Below are 13,695 nucleotides of genomic sequence, written 5' to 3'. Positions count from 1 at the left end.
CAGTGCTTAGAATGGTTGGCTTTAATAGATTTATCAGATTGGAATGGCTTGACAAAGCAGTAGAGATATATTCAGTAGAAAGAGATGAAAGCAAGTCGAGACAGGAACTAAAAGAATACCTGAGAGGAGAATTAAAAAGCGAGAAACACGCCAATAATGTCTTAAAGGTCTTGATGCGTACATGGGTAAATGTGCCCGATGACTGTGTGGAGTTGAGGGATAGGGCGTTGAGCTTGTATAAAAGTGCTGGTGGAAATGAAAGAATAATGCTCCATTGGTGTATGCTTATGTTGGCGTATCCAATTTTTGTGGATATTATAAAGGTTGTTGGCAGGCTTTTAAACCTTCAGGACAGTTTTACACTGAAAATGGTGAAAAACAGGATTTATGAGATATGGGGCGAGCGCAGCACGGTTAAATATGCCGTAGGGAAAATATTGGGTTCCATGGCTCAGTGGGGTGTGCTTGAAAGGCAGAATAAACCTGGCTTGTATAAAAGAACAGCTTCGATTAAAATCGAAGATACGCATTTTAAACACTTCTTTTTAGAATGTTATTTAAAGGCACATAATAGACCCTACGTAAACTACTATGAAGTCAACAGGCTTTATGAAGCGTTCCCCTTTGATATTGAATTTGGTATATGTGATTTTCATAAGTCCGATGTGCTAAAGTTAAATAGGATGGGCAATGAGCTTGTTATTTTATTATAACGAGGGGGTGTATTATTGATGAAATTTGGCATAAGAAAGCCAAGCCTGAAAAAGAGGATATCGGCCAGGACAAGCTTAAGGAGGCAAATAGTGCATAGAGCAGGCCTTAAGATGCCCAGAGGGTATGGATGGTTGAGGGATCCGAAAAAGTATGTTTACAACAAGGTTTATAACAGAACCACATTTGATATTTTTAAATTACTTAAAAAGCTTTTCAAATAGAGGTAATTATGGTTTGCGATAAAAAACGGATTTTATGTTATAATATCAGTGGTGAGTGATATGGATAGAAAAAAAACGAAAACGCAGGATGAGTTTATAAAGATATGCAAAGAAAATGATATAGCATTGGCTTACCTGTTTGGGTCTCAAAAGGAAAATGCCTTGAGAATTTTAAAAGGTGATGTGGTGAACATTGACGATCCTTTAGCGGATATAGATGTGGGCGTGGTTTTTTTTAGAAACATAGATGAAATTAAAAACAGGTATAAATTGTATGCGAAAATATACAACGAAATGGAAGATATCTTTAAGCCATATCCACTAGATCTGATCTTTTTGCAGGAGAATAATTCAATATTCCAATGTGAGGCATTAAAGGGTGTCTGTGTATACAGCATATCAGAAGAGTTTAAAGATGAATATGAGATGATGATATTGCGCAGAGCCGCAGATTTTAAATATGTCCTGGATAAATATACTGAGGAAGTTTTGGAAAAATACTAAAAGTAAAGGTGATAATCATGATAAATCGCCAGCTTATACTAGACAGACTTGCATTAATAAATAGCTATATAGAGGGTTTAGAAGAGCTGTCTTCCATGGATAAAGCTTCTTTTTTGCATGACAAAAAAAATGTGGCGGCCACTGAAAGTTTTTTGCGTCGAACATTGGAAGCCATTTTTGATATAGGGCGGCATATATTGGCTAAAACAGGTGGTATTGATATGTCTATGGAATATAAGGCTATTGCGAGGGGCCTTGGTGAAAAAGGCATTATAAAAGGTGATTTGCGCGATAAGCTTATACAAATGGCAGGATATAGAAACAGGATGGTACATATGTACCATATGATAAGTGAGGAGGAGCTGTACGATATAATAACCACAGAATTAGGTGATATAAAAGAATTTGTATCTGAGATTAAAAAATACATCGGAAGTGTGCATGATTAAAGGGGGATATTTTATGAGTGAAAGCGTTAACGTCGATGTGCTGTTTATCACCAGAATACAATAGTAACGTTTAAGGGCTTATCTCAAAAAGTCCCAGTCTTAAGGAGGACACTGTTGTTTTTTTAACATTTATTTATTTTATGTAAATATTATGCTATAATTATTCACGTATATTTATATTTAAATTCTTTTATAGGAGGTTGTTTATGCAATACAGGGATTTTGGCAAGACAGGGTGGAAAGTTTCGGCATTAGGTTTTGGCGCTATGAGACTTCCTGTCATCGATGGCGATAATAATAAAATCGACGAACCTAAAGCTATTGAAATGATAAGGTATGCTATAGATAACGGTGTAAATTACATAGACACAGCTTGGCCATACCACGGTGGCAATAGCGAACTGGTCGTAGGTAAGGCATTAAAGGACGGTTACAGGGAAAAGGTTAAATTAGCTACAAAGCTGCCGTCCTGGCTTATCAAAAGCCAACAGGATATGGATAAATATTTAAATGAACAGCTAAAAAAATTGCAGACGGACCATATTGATTTTTATCTGTTACATTCTCTCAATAAAGATCACTGGAATAAATACAAGGATTTGAACGTTTTTGAGTGGATTGATAAGGTTAAATCCGAAGGCAAAGTAAAGAATATAGGTTTTTCTTTCCACGATGAATTCGACGTCTTCAAACAGATCATTGATGATTACGACGGGTGGGATTTTTGTCAGATACAGTACAACTACATGGATGTAGACGTGCAGGCTGGCGAAAAAGGGCTCAAATATGCGGCATCAAAAGGCTTACCCGTGGTTATAATGGAGCCTATAAGGGGCGGTAGGCTTGCAAACAATCCACCTGAGCCTATAAAAGAGCTGTGGAATACTGCCAAAGTAAAGAGAAGCCCTGCTGAATGGGCGCTTCAGTGGCTGTGGAATCAGCCTGAGGTAACTGTGGTGTTAAGCGGCATGAGTACGCTGGAGCAAGTGAAAGAGAATATAGAGAGCGCCAGCCGTTCTGGAGTCAATTCCCTTACAGAAGAGGAGCTGCAACTTATTGAAAAGGTGCGTAATAGGTATAAAGAACTTTCGCCTGTAGCGTGTACAGGGTGCAACTACTGCATGCCTTGTCCCAATGGCGTAAATATTCCGCGCAATTTCACTATATATAACGAAGCTCATATGTATAATATCTTTGAAGGTAGTAAGAGAGACTACAATGGGTTGAAAGAGGCAAAGGCTAGTAACTGCGTGGGATGCGGGAACTGCGAAAGTGTGTGTCCGCAACATCTTCCCATAATCGATCTCCTGAAAGACGTAGCAGCGTATTTTGAAAGGGCTTAAAAAGCATAAATAAAAATGGCCTCACAAATGGAGGCCTTTTTTTGCACCCCAAAAAACTAAACCGCGGCGAGCACACCGCGGTCCACTCTTTAGTTCTGTAATACCTTTTTCGCACTTTTAGCGACCCGGAAGGGACTTGAACCCTCGACCTCTAGCGTGACAGGCTAGCGTTCTAACCAGCTGAACTACCGGGCCATAAAAATGGTGACCCATCCGCGATTCGAACGCGGGACACCTTGCTTAAAAGGCAAGTGCTCTACCTCCTGAGCTAATGGGTCAGCTCACATTTTTATATTATACTTAAGTGGGCTTTGTATGTCAAGGACTTTTTAAAAATTTTGTTCTACTTTGTACATACTGTAATAAATTATAATAGTGATCATATAGGAGGATCATACAGGAGGGGTGTGTCCCATGTTAAAAAAGCGCAAATATGTATTTGCTGTTGTGGTATTGGCAATTTTGGTCTTTTCGCTGCTGGCTTACCAAAATCTCAGTGTGCCCCATAAAAATCTTTACGAGATAACAGCGTCCTTTGACCCAGCTCAAAAAACCATAACGGCCGTCCAAAAGACTGTTTACGTCAATACGTCGGGGAGGTCACTTAAAGAGGTTATCTTTCACATCTACCCCAATGCGTTTAGGGATGAGAAGACAGCTCCCTTTTTCCCCAGTGAATTTTCCAAGGCATATCCTTCGGGTTTTTCCCCAGGGGGGATAGACATACAGTGGGTGAAAGTCGGTGGCAGGAGCATTCCTTTTACTATAGAAGGCAGGGATAAGACGATTTTAAAGGTTGATCTTCTAAAACCGTTAAAAAGCGGCAGATCTATAGCCGTTTTTATGTCATATACCATTAAAATTCCTCCTTCTGAAGGTCGGTTTGGGCACGGGAAGTATACTTACAATATAACCAACTGGTACCCTATAGCTTGTGTTTACGATGAAAAAGGCTGGCATAAGGATGCTTATTGGATATTAGGAGACCCCTTTTACAGCGATGTAGGGGATTACAGGGTTTCAATAAAAACCCCTGCGAGTTTTATAGTGGCTTCCACAGGGGATATTAAAAAGGAAGCAGTCCGGGGCGGCTATAAAACATGGTCTATCGTGGCCAAAAACGTAAGGGATTTTGCCATGGTGGTAAGCGATAAGTTTAAAATAGCCTCAGATAAAGTGAACGGTATTACTGTATACAGCTATTATTTTTCAGAAGATGAGTTTGGCAAGAGGGCGTTGAGGTATGGAAGAGACGCTTTAAAGTTTTTCAGCGATTATATAGGACCCTATCCGTACCATCAATTTTCCGTAGTACAGGCGGATTTTTACGTGGGAGGAATGGAGTATCCCAACCTGGTTATGATCGACAAAGGATTGTATACAAAGTCTAACGTATTCAATATGGAGTACGTCATTGCCCATGAGACTGCCCATCAATGGTGGTATGGCGTTGTGGGCAACGACGAGGTTAATGAGGCATGGCTGGACGAAGGACTGACCGAGTACTCCACTATCATGTATCTGGAAGGGTATTACGGCAAGTCCGTTGCCGATAACGTGTTCTCAAAGGCTATAGAGAAGCCTTTTGAGGAGTTTATGGCGTCTTCCAAGGATACTAATACCCTTAAACCGCTGTCTCAATTTAAAGGATGGGAGGACTATACTAACCTGACCTACAATAAAGGGGCTGTCATGTATAGCCATCTTAGGAAACTGGTAGGCGATAAGGTGTTTAATCAGATATTGAGAAAGTATTATAACGATTACAAGTATAAAAATGCCACTACTCAAAACCTCATAGATGTGGCTACACAGGTATACGGTAAAGATCTGGGAGGATTTTTTCAAGAGTGGCTTTATTGAAATATACCTAGATGTCCCTTTTTTTTAGCCTTATGTCTTCGCCGAAAAAATAAAACAGCTTGAAGTTTCCCAAAAGCCTTGAATAAATTCTCTCAGGGTAATAAGAAGTGATCTCGTCCAATGTCAGGTTTGTGGACACGATCATTCTTTTGCCGTGAATTAAACGCTTATTTATTACGTTAAAGAGCTCTTGCAAGGTAAATCCTGTAAGAGGTTCAGTGCCTAGGTCGTCCAGAATAAGGAGATCGCTGTCAAAGATCATCTGTATATGCTCATCGGTGTAATCGTCATCGCTGAGTTTAAATTCCCTGAGGATGTCAAATAGATCGGTAGAAGTGAGGTATAAGACCACATACCCTCTGTCCAGCAGTTCTTTTGCGATACAGTATGACAGAAACGTCTTGCCCAGTCCTGATCTGCCGTAAAAAAGAAAGCTGTAGCCGTCATTTTCGCCAAAGCTTTGGATAAATTTGCGGCTTCTTTCTAATATCTGCTGCATGTTTTGACGAGGGGACATCCCCTGTTCAGGGTCTACATCTTCGGAGTAAAAATCCAGTCTGAAGTTATTAAAATTATGGGTTTTGAGGACTTCTTTTAAATTTGATTTTTCATAGCATATCTCGATCAGGCGCCTTTTATAACAATGGCATTTTTTGCCATCAACAAAGCCGGTGTCTTTGCAATCCTGGCATTGGTATTTGGGTTCTAGGTAATCAGGAGGATAGCCATTGGCTGTGAGCATATGGATTTTTTTTTCTTTTAAGGTGTTTATTTTCTTTTTAAGCTGGACGATGTACTCTTGGGACTTGTCAGGGTGGTAAAAAGAGTTTTTTATAAAATACAGGGAGATTTTAGAAAGTTCTGCGTCGATTTTTTCAATTAGCGGGATTTTTGAGTACACTTCTTGAGTTTTTCTCTTTATCTCGCGGATTACATCATCCTGTTTTTTTTCGTATTCCCGCATTATCTGAAAGGCAATTTCTTTGTTCATGGCTCTTCACTCCTGCTCCTGGCCAATAGTTTTTTTTCTAATTCTGCTATATTGTATTTTCGCTGATCCTTGTAGCTGTTAAAGTAGTTTTTGGGTACCTGAAATTCAGTGCTTTTGGCAACTCTGTCTGACTTCAGCTGAGCAGCCCGTTTTCTATAGTCCTCCATTGTTTTAATTCCTTCCCTTGCCCATGACGTGAGCACCTTGTCTATATAGCTGAAATTGGGTTTGTTTATGTTTAGGGTGCATGCTTTGCAGGCTTCCAGCACTACGTCCAATTCAAAGCCCATGTCGTTGAGCCATTTTGACATGTATTCCTTGTGCAATTCCATGATTTCGCTGTCATCAAGCCCCAGAAATCTTAATATCTTCCTGTAATTTATGTAATTCTGCTCTTCTTTTTTAAGGTAAGCCTCCACATCGTCGAGGGTTCTTATACCTGCGTCGTGCCAGCTTCGCGCTACTGTTTCCATGTATTTAAGCGAGTGAATGTTTTTAGATATACAGTACTGAACCAGCATTATTATCACTTCAGGAGACATGGAGTATTCATCTATCCACTCCAGGTACATTTCCATTTCTTTTGGAGAAAGAGGTCTGCTGACTATTTTCTCAATGGTCTCAAATACCTGTTTGATCTCAGGCTTGTCCATGACGCTGATAACCTTATCAGATCCCGTATTTAGTTTTGCGCTGTACTTTGGATCGATAAATTCTACTATGATGTTATCTTCCTTGTCTGATGGTAATTTTATTACATTGACAAGCCCCTTTTCGGACCAATACTCCCAGGCTTTGACTACGTCACTTTCCAGTAAGTCCAATTTGTTAGCGAGCGTCGCGTTGGAGATTTTGTTTTGACCGGTATAGCAGTATTTGAGTGCAAGAAGGTATACTTTTACAAAGTCGCCGGGAGCATCGACCATATGGTATTCTATGAAGAAGTTGTCCACAGGGGTTATGCCAAACTCTTCGGGATTCTGAAATTTAAACGTCAGCATATGTAACACCTCGTACATATTATAGCATAAAAAGATAAAAAGGCATATATTTTGAGATAGGAGGGAATTATGTTATAATAAAAGGCGGGAGCTTGCAAATGTGAGGAGTTGATGAAATGGGTAGTAGAAAGCGATTGTATATTTTGGTATCTGTGCTGGCTGTTATCTTGATAGGTAGCGCGTACTATATAAGTAAATCGCTTGCCTACGGTGTTTATGCAGGGAACAAATTGATAGCTGTGGTAAGAGATGTGGATACGGTGGATAAGGCTGTTCAGGATGTAAAGAAGCAGATGAAGGAAGATTACGGCATTGACGTTAAATTTAAGGGAAATCTGGATTACAAGAGGATGTGGTCGAGGGATTTAACGGATTATAGCGTGTTGAAAAAAAACATATTGAGGACCTTAGGGTATAAAGTTAGAGGTGTTGAAATATTTGTAGACGGGAAAAGCGTTGGCGTGGTTAAAAGCGATCAAGTGGCAAAAGATGTATTTGTAAAGCTTTTGAGGCCCTATGCGTTGCAGAAGTCCTCCGGGCAGATCAGCGGCTATTATATAAAGGAAAGAGTTTCCTTTAAAGAAAGAGATGTAAACCCCTCTGAGGTGATCAGCGAAGACCAAATGGTAGACATGTTAAAGAACGGCACCAAAGATGTGGTAAAGACATATACCGTAAAACAGGGCGATTCCCTGTGGTCCATAGCCAGGAAGTTTGATACATACGTGGATACGTTGAAAAAATACAATCCCGGAATTACTGAAGATCTTAATCCTGGTGATGTCATAAAGCTTAATGCTGAAAAGAAGTACATTACGATAGTGACGACGCGGGATTTTGAAAGAGAACAGCAGATACCGTACGATGTAAAAGTGACTTATGATCCCAAAGCGCCGTATGGTTCAATAGCTGTAAAGCAAAAGGGTGAAAACGGGCGCAAGGTGTTCCATGTTATCGAGGTAATGGAAAATGGCATCAAGGTTGCTGAAAAGGCTATAAGCCAATCTATAGTAAAAAATCCCGTAACTGAGGTGGTTGTAAAAGGTACCAATCGCATGATAGCCAGTGGCACATTTTTGTACCCTTCAAGAGGTGGTATTTCCTCGCGCTTTGGCATGAGATGGGGTAGGATGCATACAGGGGTGGATATTGCGGCTAGCTACGGATCGCCTGTAGAAGCTTCCGATGCGGGCAAAGTGGTATTTGCTGGATGGGAGTCGGGTTATGGTAAACTCATAAAGATAGACCATGAAAACGGATATGTGACGTATTACGGCCACCTCAGCTCTATACTCGTAAAAGTGGGACAGAGGGTGTCAAAAGGGGATGTTATTGGAAAGGTAGGTGCCACAGGGCACGTCACAGGCCCACACCTGCATTTTGAGGTGAGAAAAGACGGCATACCTCAAAATCCCATGAATTATTTAAAATAATATAAAAGAGCAGGAAGATGTGATTTCATTTTCCTGCTCTTTTTAAATTTTAAATGTGCTTTCCTAGAAATATAAAACGAATTATTTTATAATATAATTTGTAAAGGGGGCTTTTGCTGTGAGGAAAATAATTGATATAATTTTGATATGCCTCTTGGTATCTGTAGCTATCTACACGGGGTTATACTCAGGGAAGGTAGTGGCTACGGCTTATCCTGTATACAAAGTGTTTCAGCAAAATAGGATTGTAAGCAAAATGGACGGATACAGCGAAGTGCAGACAAAGCACTTTGTCATTAAATACACTGATGCCGATGCAAAATACGTAAAGCTGGTAGAAAGCGTAGCAGAGGACAGTTATAAAAGAGTAGGAGAGGATCTGGGCTACTATCCCACAAAAAAGGTAGATATAATTATATTCCACTCCAGGGCTGTTATGGATAAAAGCCTTTCCTTGCCCAAAGGAGATGATGCTATGGGCGTGTATTTAAACGGCGTCATAGGCGTTTTATCACCAGATCTGTGGATTGATGGGAAAAAGAATGTAGATGAGGTTTTTAGAAAGGAAGGGCCTGTGTTACACGAGTACACCCACTTTGTGGTTGACGATATAGCCAAAGGGAATTACCCCATATGGTTTACAGAGGGTATTGCCTTAAACGAGGAATTCAGGTTAAATAATTATAAGTGGGGTGAGGGGTTTTCCTATAAAAACGGACCTTATACTGTAAAAGAGCTTACTGCTAATTTCAACAAGCTGGATGAGATTTTGGCCTATAAGAGGTCTTTTGAGGTCGTCAATTATATAAGCGTGAAGTACGGAAATAAAAAGATCGTAGACATATTAAAGCAGCTGGGCGCCGGCAGATCGATGGATGGCGCCTTTGAGGATGTGTTAAATACATCCATTGATGTCATCGATATTAACAGTAGATAGGGGGAAGCATTTTTGGGTGCAAAAATACTTGTAGTAGACGATGAAAAGCCGATTGTGGATATATTGTGTTTTAACCTGCAAAAAGAGGGATATGCCGTCTCTGCGGCTTATGATGGCCATGAGGCTATTAAAAAGGCTTTTGATGAAAAGCCTGACCTTATATTATTGGATGTTATGTTGCCGGGCGTAGATGGCTTTGGGGTTTGCAAGAGCATAAGGAGCAAGATGAAAACGCCTATAATCATGCTGACGGCAAAGGACGACGAAGTAGATAAGGTGCTAGGGCTGGAGCTGGGAGCTGATGATTACGTTACCAAGCCTTTCAGCATGAGAGAGCTTTTAGCGAGGATAAAAGCCAATTTGCGCCGAACTATTATGAATGGGGATATGTCAGAAGGGCAGGTTATAACAGCGGGAGATTTAAAAATCAATTTTCTCAAGTACGAAGTCATGAAAAACGGCAAGGTGTTGGATCTTACCTCTAGGGAGTTTGAACTGCTGAAGTTTCTTGTGGTGAATAAAAACCAGATCTTTTCACGGGAGACATTGCTGGAGAAAGTATGGGGATATGAGTATTATGGCGATATAAGGACGGTAGATGTGACTATAAGGCGGTTAAGAGAGAAGATAGAAGATGACCCCAGCAATCCGAAATACATTTACACCAAAAGGGGAGTGGGATACTATTTTAGTGAAAAAGAAGTTTAGATCGTATAGAAGCTTGCAATGGAAACTTGTCATCATTTATTTGATGCTGATATTGCTTGCTATGGAAATCGTAGGAGTATACCTTATTAAATCCTTTCAGGACTACCAGTTCAAAAATCTGGCTGATTACTTGGAGTACCAGGCCAAAAGCTTGAGCTTTATTTTAAAAGATAACATCAAAGATGGGAAAAACATAAAAACCATTTTGTACCTTTATATGTCACCTGATTCCCAGCTTAAGTACATATACGTGCTGGACAAAGAAGGGCGAATTATTCAAGGTACTGATTACAGAAATGGCAGGATCATATCTCCTCTGGTTTTTCAAGCCCTTTCCTTTAGCAAGACTTTAAAGCCCATAAAAGATGATGAAAAAAACACCATGGATTATGCCTATCCCGTCAGGTCTGGCCAGGGTGATGTGGAGGCTGTGGTATATATGGGCGCTTCCATGGATAGAACTTTAAAGACGATAAATGATGTCAAAGTCATCTTGTTTAGCGCTACTGTAATAGCTGTGCTGATTACTATTGTCCTGGGTTTTATTTTGGCTAGGACAATTACAGAGCCTATAAAGGAGATTACCAATAAGGCCGAAGCCCTTGCTAACGGAGATTTTGACCAGGTGATAAAGGTCAGGGCTGACGATGAGATTGGGCGGCTAGCTAACATGTTTAACTACCTCACGGGGAGGTTAAGGCGTACCCTTGATGAGATAGCTAGAGAAAAGAGCAAGGCAGAAGGAATACTGATGAACATGAGCGATGGCGTCATTGCCGCCTCTAAAGACGGCACCATACAGGTGATTAATGGCGCGGCAAGATCGATGCTGTCGGGCTATCCGGTGTCTGAAGGCGACAACGCTTTTGACATGATAAAGGAGCTCACAGGACAAACTATGGCGTTTGAAGACCTGTCAGTAAATAATAAGATGGTTTTCAAGACCTCAAATGGGGTTTTTAATGCCCATTTTGCCCAATTTAAAGGGGATAGGGATGAAACAGAAGGGTTCGTAGTGGTCATCCACGATATAACAGAACAGCAAAAGCTGGACAGTATGAGAAAGCAATTTGTGGCAGATGTGTCCCATGAGCTGAGGACGCCGTTGACTACCATAAAGAGCTACGTGGAAACGTTGATGAGTGATGACATCGATGATAATGCCAGAAATCGGTTTTTGCAGGTTGTGAATAAAGAAGTGGATAGAATGGTACGCCTGGTAAAAGATCTCCTCCTTTTATCCAATCTTGACAGCAATAAGTACGCTATGAAAAAGGAGACCATCGATCTTAAAAAGATGCTTACAGACGTAGTTTCAAACATGAGGCTTTTGGCTTACAATAAATCCCAGCAGTTGTACACTAAATTTTGTGAGGAGGATATAACTGTTGAGGGAGACGCTGATAAGCTAGAGCAGGTTTTTATAAACGTGATAAATAATTCCATAAAGTATACGCCCAATAATGGCAAGATAGAGATAAGCGCTGCACTGGTAGGGGATAAAGCCATAGTTACCATAACTGATAATGGCATAGGTATACCCAGGGAAGATATTGAAAAGGTGTTTGAGAGGTTCTACAGGGTGGACAAAGCTAGGTCAAGGGAGTTAGGGGGGGCAGGGCTGGGGCTTTCTATATGTAAGGAGATAGTGAGCGCTCACAAGGGGACCATAGAGATTGAGAGCGAACTAAATAGAGGGACAAGCGTGCGCATATGCCTCCCGTCATCGTAAAGGTAATTTAATACTGTTGTAACAAAGATGTAATATAGTCAATTTATAATTAAGTTGAAGCATTGTTGGATGCGGAGGTGTTTTAATGAAAAAAACTGTAGTTTTTTTCCTCCTTGTGTTATTAATGGTACTCAATACTACAGTAGGATATGCAGCTAATCTCATTGATGTGAAATCAGACATCGATAACGTCAAGACCTTCGACGATAAGTATATAATATCAGGTACGGGAATTCCAGGTACGTTTATAGCTATAAGTATAAACAAAGGAAGGCCTGTAAGCCTGTATGTAGGCCCATCGGGTTTGTTCGCCAAAGAGATACTTTTAAGGGAAGGGAATAACTACCTGGTCATAGTTGCCCGCAAAGGAGAAGCTTTTCAGATAGTGAAAGGCAAGATAGTGTTGCTTAAGGATTTTTTAAAGGACCTGGGGTATGGAGATGATTTTAGCAGTTTTGATGATATAATAAATGCTCTGCTAAAATGAGGTAATTATAATGGTATTAAAACTGGATTATAAGTCGCTGATGCTCGTTGTCCTCGTGATTACGAGCATTATTTTAAGCTATAAAATCTGGTTTGAAGAACCTTATACGGCAGGGGGTGCTTTAAAAAACATTGAAATAAACGATAGCGATGTGAGGGCTATTGTAAGGCCGGAAATGATCTATGCCAATTACGGTGGGCCTTTTCACAGCCTTATGGTAGGAGACAGATATGATAGATTCTGGTCTGAGTTCATCAATATATTGAGAGAATACCGCGACCTTAAAAATAAAAACCCTATAAAGTCAATAAACAAAACAGAATGGATTAAGGCGATAAGCCAGAGGTCTATAATGTACATATTTGCGTCAGACATACGTTACGAGCTTTTCAGCAAACTGTTTGGCTTTAAGTTGGATACGCCACCTAAGTACATAAAGGATATAGTGATAACCAGTGGAGAAAATCCAATGATGTACATAAAAGACTCCGCCTCTGATTCGTATTATCAGGTGGATTTGGGTTATATAACCACCAACGTAAATCAATTAATAAATTCTGCGGAGAAATTCAGTGCCGCCAATTATTCCACCTCGTACGAATTGGGATTTAACAGCAAGATACGCAGTGATGTGCTTATTCCGGTGGATACCGATGGCTTTTTATATTGGTCCATTAAGCTGCTTGGAGGGTATGAGAGGGATATACAGAGGCGTTTTTTTACTGATTTATCGGTGGTGAGAAAAGTACAGGAGAGATCTGGCACGGTGGCGTATACTGATGGCAAAAAAGGGTTAAGGATATACCCTTATGGCAAATTGGAATACAATGATTCTTCGATGGGGTATCGCAATGTGGATATGGTGACAGCCGTTAAAATGGCCATACAGTTTATAAAGGAGCACGGAGGGATTGACCAAGGCATATATTTTAAATCTATAATAGAGTCTAAAAAAGATCAGAGAGTGGATTATCAAGTAGCTTTTGGCTATGACTATAAAGGAATTCCTATACTGATGCCTGAGGGCGATTACATCAACGTAAGCATATCGTATGATAATATCCAGGAATACAGCCGCTGGCTTAAAGTGGCTGAAGCTGTCAGACAGGAAACGGGAATTATAAACGCTATTAAAGCTATTGACGTATTATATCAACATATACCCGATGCGGGTTATATATCTGATATTGAGTTGGCGTATTACGATACCGGGAACTTCAGCGATAGCAGGTGCAGATTGGTGTGGAAGATCGTAAGCGGCAATAGGACCTATTTTGTAGATGCCAAAGATGCCCGGTGGATGGGGGAGTAA

The 13,695-nt window shown here is 40.4% G+C and carries 14 protein-coding genes and 2 tRNA genes; 12 read left to right on the top strand and 4 right to left on the bottom strand.

Annotated elements, in window-relative coordinates; all coding sequences use genetic code 11:
• The first annotated feature begins 2 nt into the window (after positions 1-2).
• The 5 genes from CALPO_RS0105635 (at position 3) to CALPO_RS0105615 (ending at position 3,231) form a co-directional block, all read left to right on the top strand.
• Positions 3-713 carry a hypothetical protein gene (locus CALPO_RS0105635; RefSeq protein ID WP_026486457.1) on the top strand — a complete coding sequence of 237 codons (711 nt, stop codon included), beginning with the start codon at positions 3-5 and terminating at the stop codon, positions 711-713.
• A gap of 18 nt (positions 714-731) precedes the next feature.
• Complete coding sequence (locus CALPO_RS0105630; RefSeq protein ID WP_026486456.1) at positions 732-935, top strand: hypothetical protein; 204 nt, start codon at positions 732-734, stop codon at positions 933-935.
• 60 nt (positions 936-995) lie between these two features.
• On the top strand, positions 996-1,439 hold the full coding sequence (locus tag CALPO_RS0105625) for a nucleotidyltransferase domain-containing protein (protein WP_051585849.1): 444 nt from the start codon (positions 996-998) through the stop codon (positions 1,437-1,439).
• 17 nt (positions 1,440-1,456) lie between these two features.
• On the top strand, positions 1,457-1,888 hold the full coding sequence (hepT, locus tag CALPO_RS0105620) for a type VII toxin-antitoxin system HepT family RNase toxin (RefSeq protein WP_026486454.1): 432 nt from the start codon (positions 1,457-1,459) through the stop codon (positions 1,886-1,888).
• A gap of 206 nt (positions 1,889-2,094) precedes the next feature.
• A complete protein-coding gene (locus CALPO_RS0105615; protein ID WP_026486453.1) occupies positions 2,095-3,231 on the top strand; it encodes an aldo/keto reductase in 1,137 nt (378 codons plus the stop codon).
• A 121-nt stretch (positions 3,232-3,352) separates the two neighbouring features.
• Here CALPO_RS0105615 and CALPO_RS0105610 read toward each other — a convergent pair.
• Positions 3,353-3,426: transfer RNA gene (locus CALPO_RS0105610), tRNA-Asp, on the bottom strand.
• Positions 3,427-3,433: 7 nt separating this feature from the next.
• Positions 3,434-3,509 (bottom strand) — tRNA-Lys (locus CALPO_RS0105605).
• Positions 3,510-3,645: 136 nt separating this feature from the next.
• Here CALPO_RS0105605 and CALPO_RS0105600 point away from each other — a divergent pair.
• Positions 3,646-5,094 (top strand): M1 family metallopeptidase, encoded by a 1,449-nt coding sequence (locus tag CALPO_RS0105600; protein ID WP_026486452.1) that lies wholly within the window; start codon positions 3,646-3,648, stop codon positions 5,092-5,094.
• A 7-nt stretch (positions 5,095-5,101) separates the two neighbouring features.
• On the opposite strand, the gene CALPO_RS0105595 is transcribed toward CALPO_RS0105600, so the two are convergent.
• Both CALPO_RS0105595 and CALPO_RS0105590 read right to left on the bottom strand, forming a co-directional pair.
• A complete protein-coding gene (locus CALPO_RS0105595) occupies positions 5,102-6,085 on the bottom strand; it encodes an ATP-binding protein (protein ID WP_026486451.1) in 984 nt (327 codons plus the stop codon).
• Positions 6,082-7,086, bottom strand: a complete 1,005-nt coding sequence (locus tag CALPO_RS0105590; protein ID WP_026486450.1) for a DnaD domain protein — start codon at positions 7,084-7,086, stop codon at positions 6,082-6,084. The genes CALPO_RS0105595 and CALPO_RS0105590 overlap by 4 nt, the downstream gene beginning before the upstream one ends.
• A 116-nt stretch (positions 7,087-7,202) precedes the next feature.
• On the opposite strand from CALPO_RS0105590, the gene CALPO_RS15050 reads away from it, so the two are divergent.
• From CALPO_RS15050 to yycH, 6 genes are all read left to right on the top strand, one after another.
• Positions 7,203-8,519, top strand: coding sequence for a peptidoglycan DD-metalloendopeptidase family protein (locus tag CALPO_RS15050; protein ID WP_051585848.1), 1,317 nt, complete (start codon positions 7,203-7,205; stop codon positions 8,517-8,519).
• A gap of 118 nt (positions 8,520-8,637) precedes the next feature.
• Positions 8,638-9,456 carry a peptidase MA family metallohydrolase gene (locus CALPO_RS0105580; protein WP_026486449.1) on the top strand — a complete coding sequence of 273 codons (819 nt, stop codon included), beginning with the start codon at positions 8,638-8,640 and terminating at the stop codon, positions 9,454-9,456.
• A gap of 12 nt (positions 9,457-9,468) precedes the next feature.
• The gene (gene yycF, locus CALPO_RS0105575) at positions 9,469-10,164 is read left to right on the top strand and encodes a response regulator YycF (protein ID WP_026486448.1); all 696 of its coding nucleotides are present in this window, start codon (positions 9,469-9,471) and stop codon (positions 10,162-10,164) included.
• Positions 10,148-11,896 (top strand): ATP-binding protein, encoded by a 1,749-nt coding sequence (locus CALPO_RS0105570; RefSeq protein WP_026486447.1) that lies wholly within the window; start codon positions 10,148-10,150, stop codon positions 11,894-11,896. The genes yycF and CALPO_RS0105570 overlap by 17 nt, the downstream gene beginning before the upstream one ends.
• An 85-nt stretch (positions 11,897-11,981) precedes the next feature.
• Entirely contained in the window at positions 11,982-12,383 is a 402-nt protein-coding gene (locus tag CALPO_RS0105565) for a hypothetical protein (protein ID WP_026486446.1), read from the top strand.
• Positions 12,384-12,393: 10 nt separating this feature from the next.
• Complete coding sequence (yycH, locus tag CALPO_RS0105560) at positions 12,394-13,695, top strand: two-component system activity regulator YycH (protein WP_026486445.1); 1,302 nt, start codon at positions 12,394-12,396, stop codon at positions 13,693-13,695.

Origin of the sequence: Caldanaerobius polysaccharolyticus DSM 13641 (assembly GCF_000427425.1) — a bacterium.
Taxonomy (GTDB): Bacteria; Bacillota; Thermoanaerobacteria; order Thermoanaerobacterales; family Caldanaerobiaceae; genus Caldanaerobius; species Caldanaerobius polysaccharolyticus.
This window is presented reverse-complemented; position numbering and strand designations above follow the sequence as displayed.

Excerpts from the sequence above, each read along its gene's own strand:
- CALPO_RS0105630 (WP_026486456.1), top strand. The coding sequence starts at position 732 with ATGAAATTTGGCATAAGAAAGCCAAGCCTGAAAAAGAGGATATCGGCC.
- CALPO_RS0105625 (WP_051585849.1), top strand. The coding sequence starts at position 996 with ATGGATAGAAAAAAAACGAAAACGCAGGATGAGTTTATAAAGATATGC.
- hepT (WP_026486454.1), top strand. The coding sequence starts at position 1,457 with ATGATAAATCGCCAGCTTATACTAGACAGACTTGCATTAATAAATAGC.
- CALPO_RS0105615 (WP_026486453.1), top strand. The coding sequence starts at position 2,095 with ATGCAATACAGGGATTTTGGCAAGACAGGGTGGAAAGTTTCGGCATTA.
- CALPO_RS0105600 (WP_026486452.1), top strand. The coding sequence starts at position 3,646 with ATGTTAAAAAAGCGCAAATATGTATTTGCTGTTGTGGTATTGGCAATT.
- CALPO_RS0105595 (WP_026486451.1), bottom strand. The coding sequence starts at position 6,085 with ATGAACAAAGAAATTGCCTTTCAGATAATGCGGGAATACGAAAAAAAA.
- CALPO_RS0105590 (WP_026486450.1), bottom strand. The coding sequence starts at position 7,086 with ATGCTGACGTTTAAATTTCAGAATCCCGAAGAGTTTGGCATAACCCCT.
- CALPO_RS15050 (WP_051585848.1), top strand. The coding sequence starts at position 7,203 with ATGGGTAGTAGAAAGCGATTGTATATTTTGGTATCTGTGCTGGCTGTT.
- CALPO_RS0105565 (WP_026486446.1), top strand. The coding sequence starts at position 11,982 with ATGAAAAAAACTGTAGTTTTTTTCCTCCTTGTGTTATTAATGGTACTC.
- yycH (WP_026486445.1), top strand. The coding sequence starts at position 12,394 with ATGGTATTAAAACTGGATTATAAGTCGCTGATGCTCGTTGTCCTCGTG.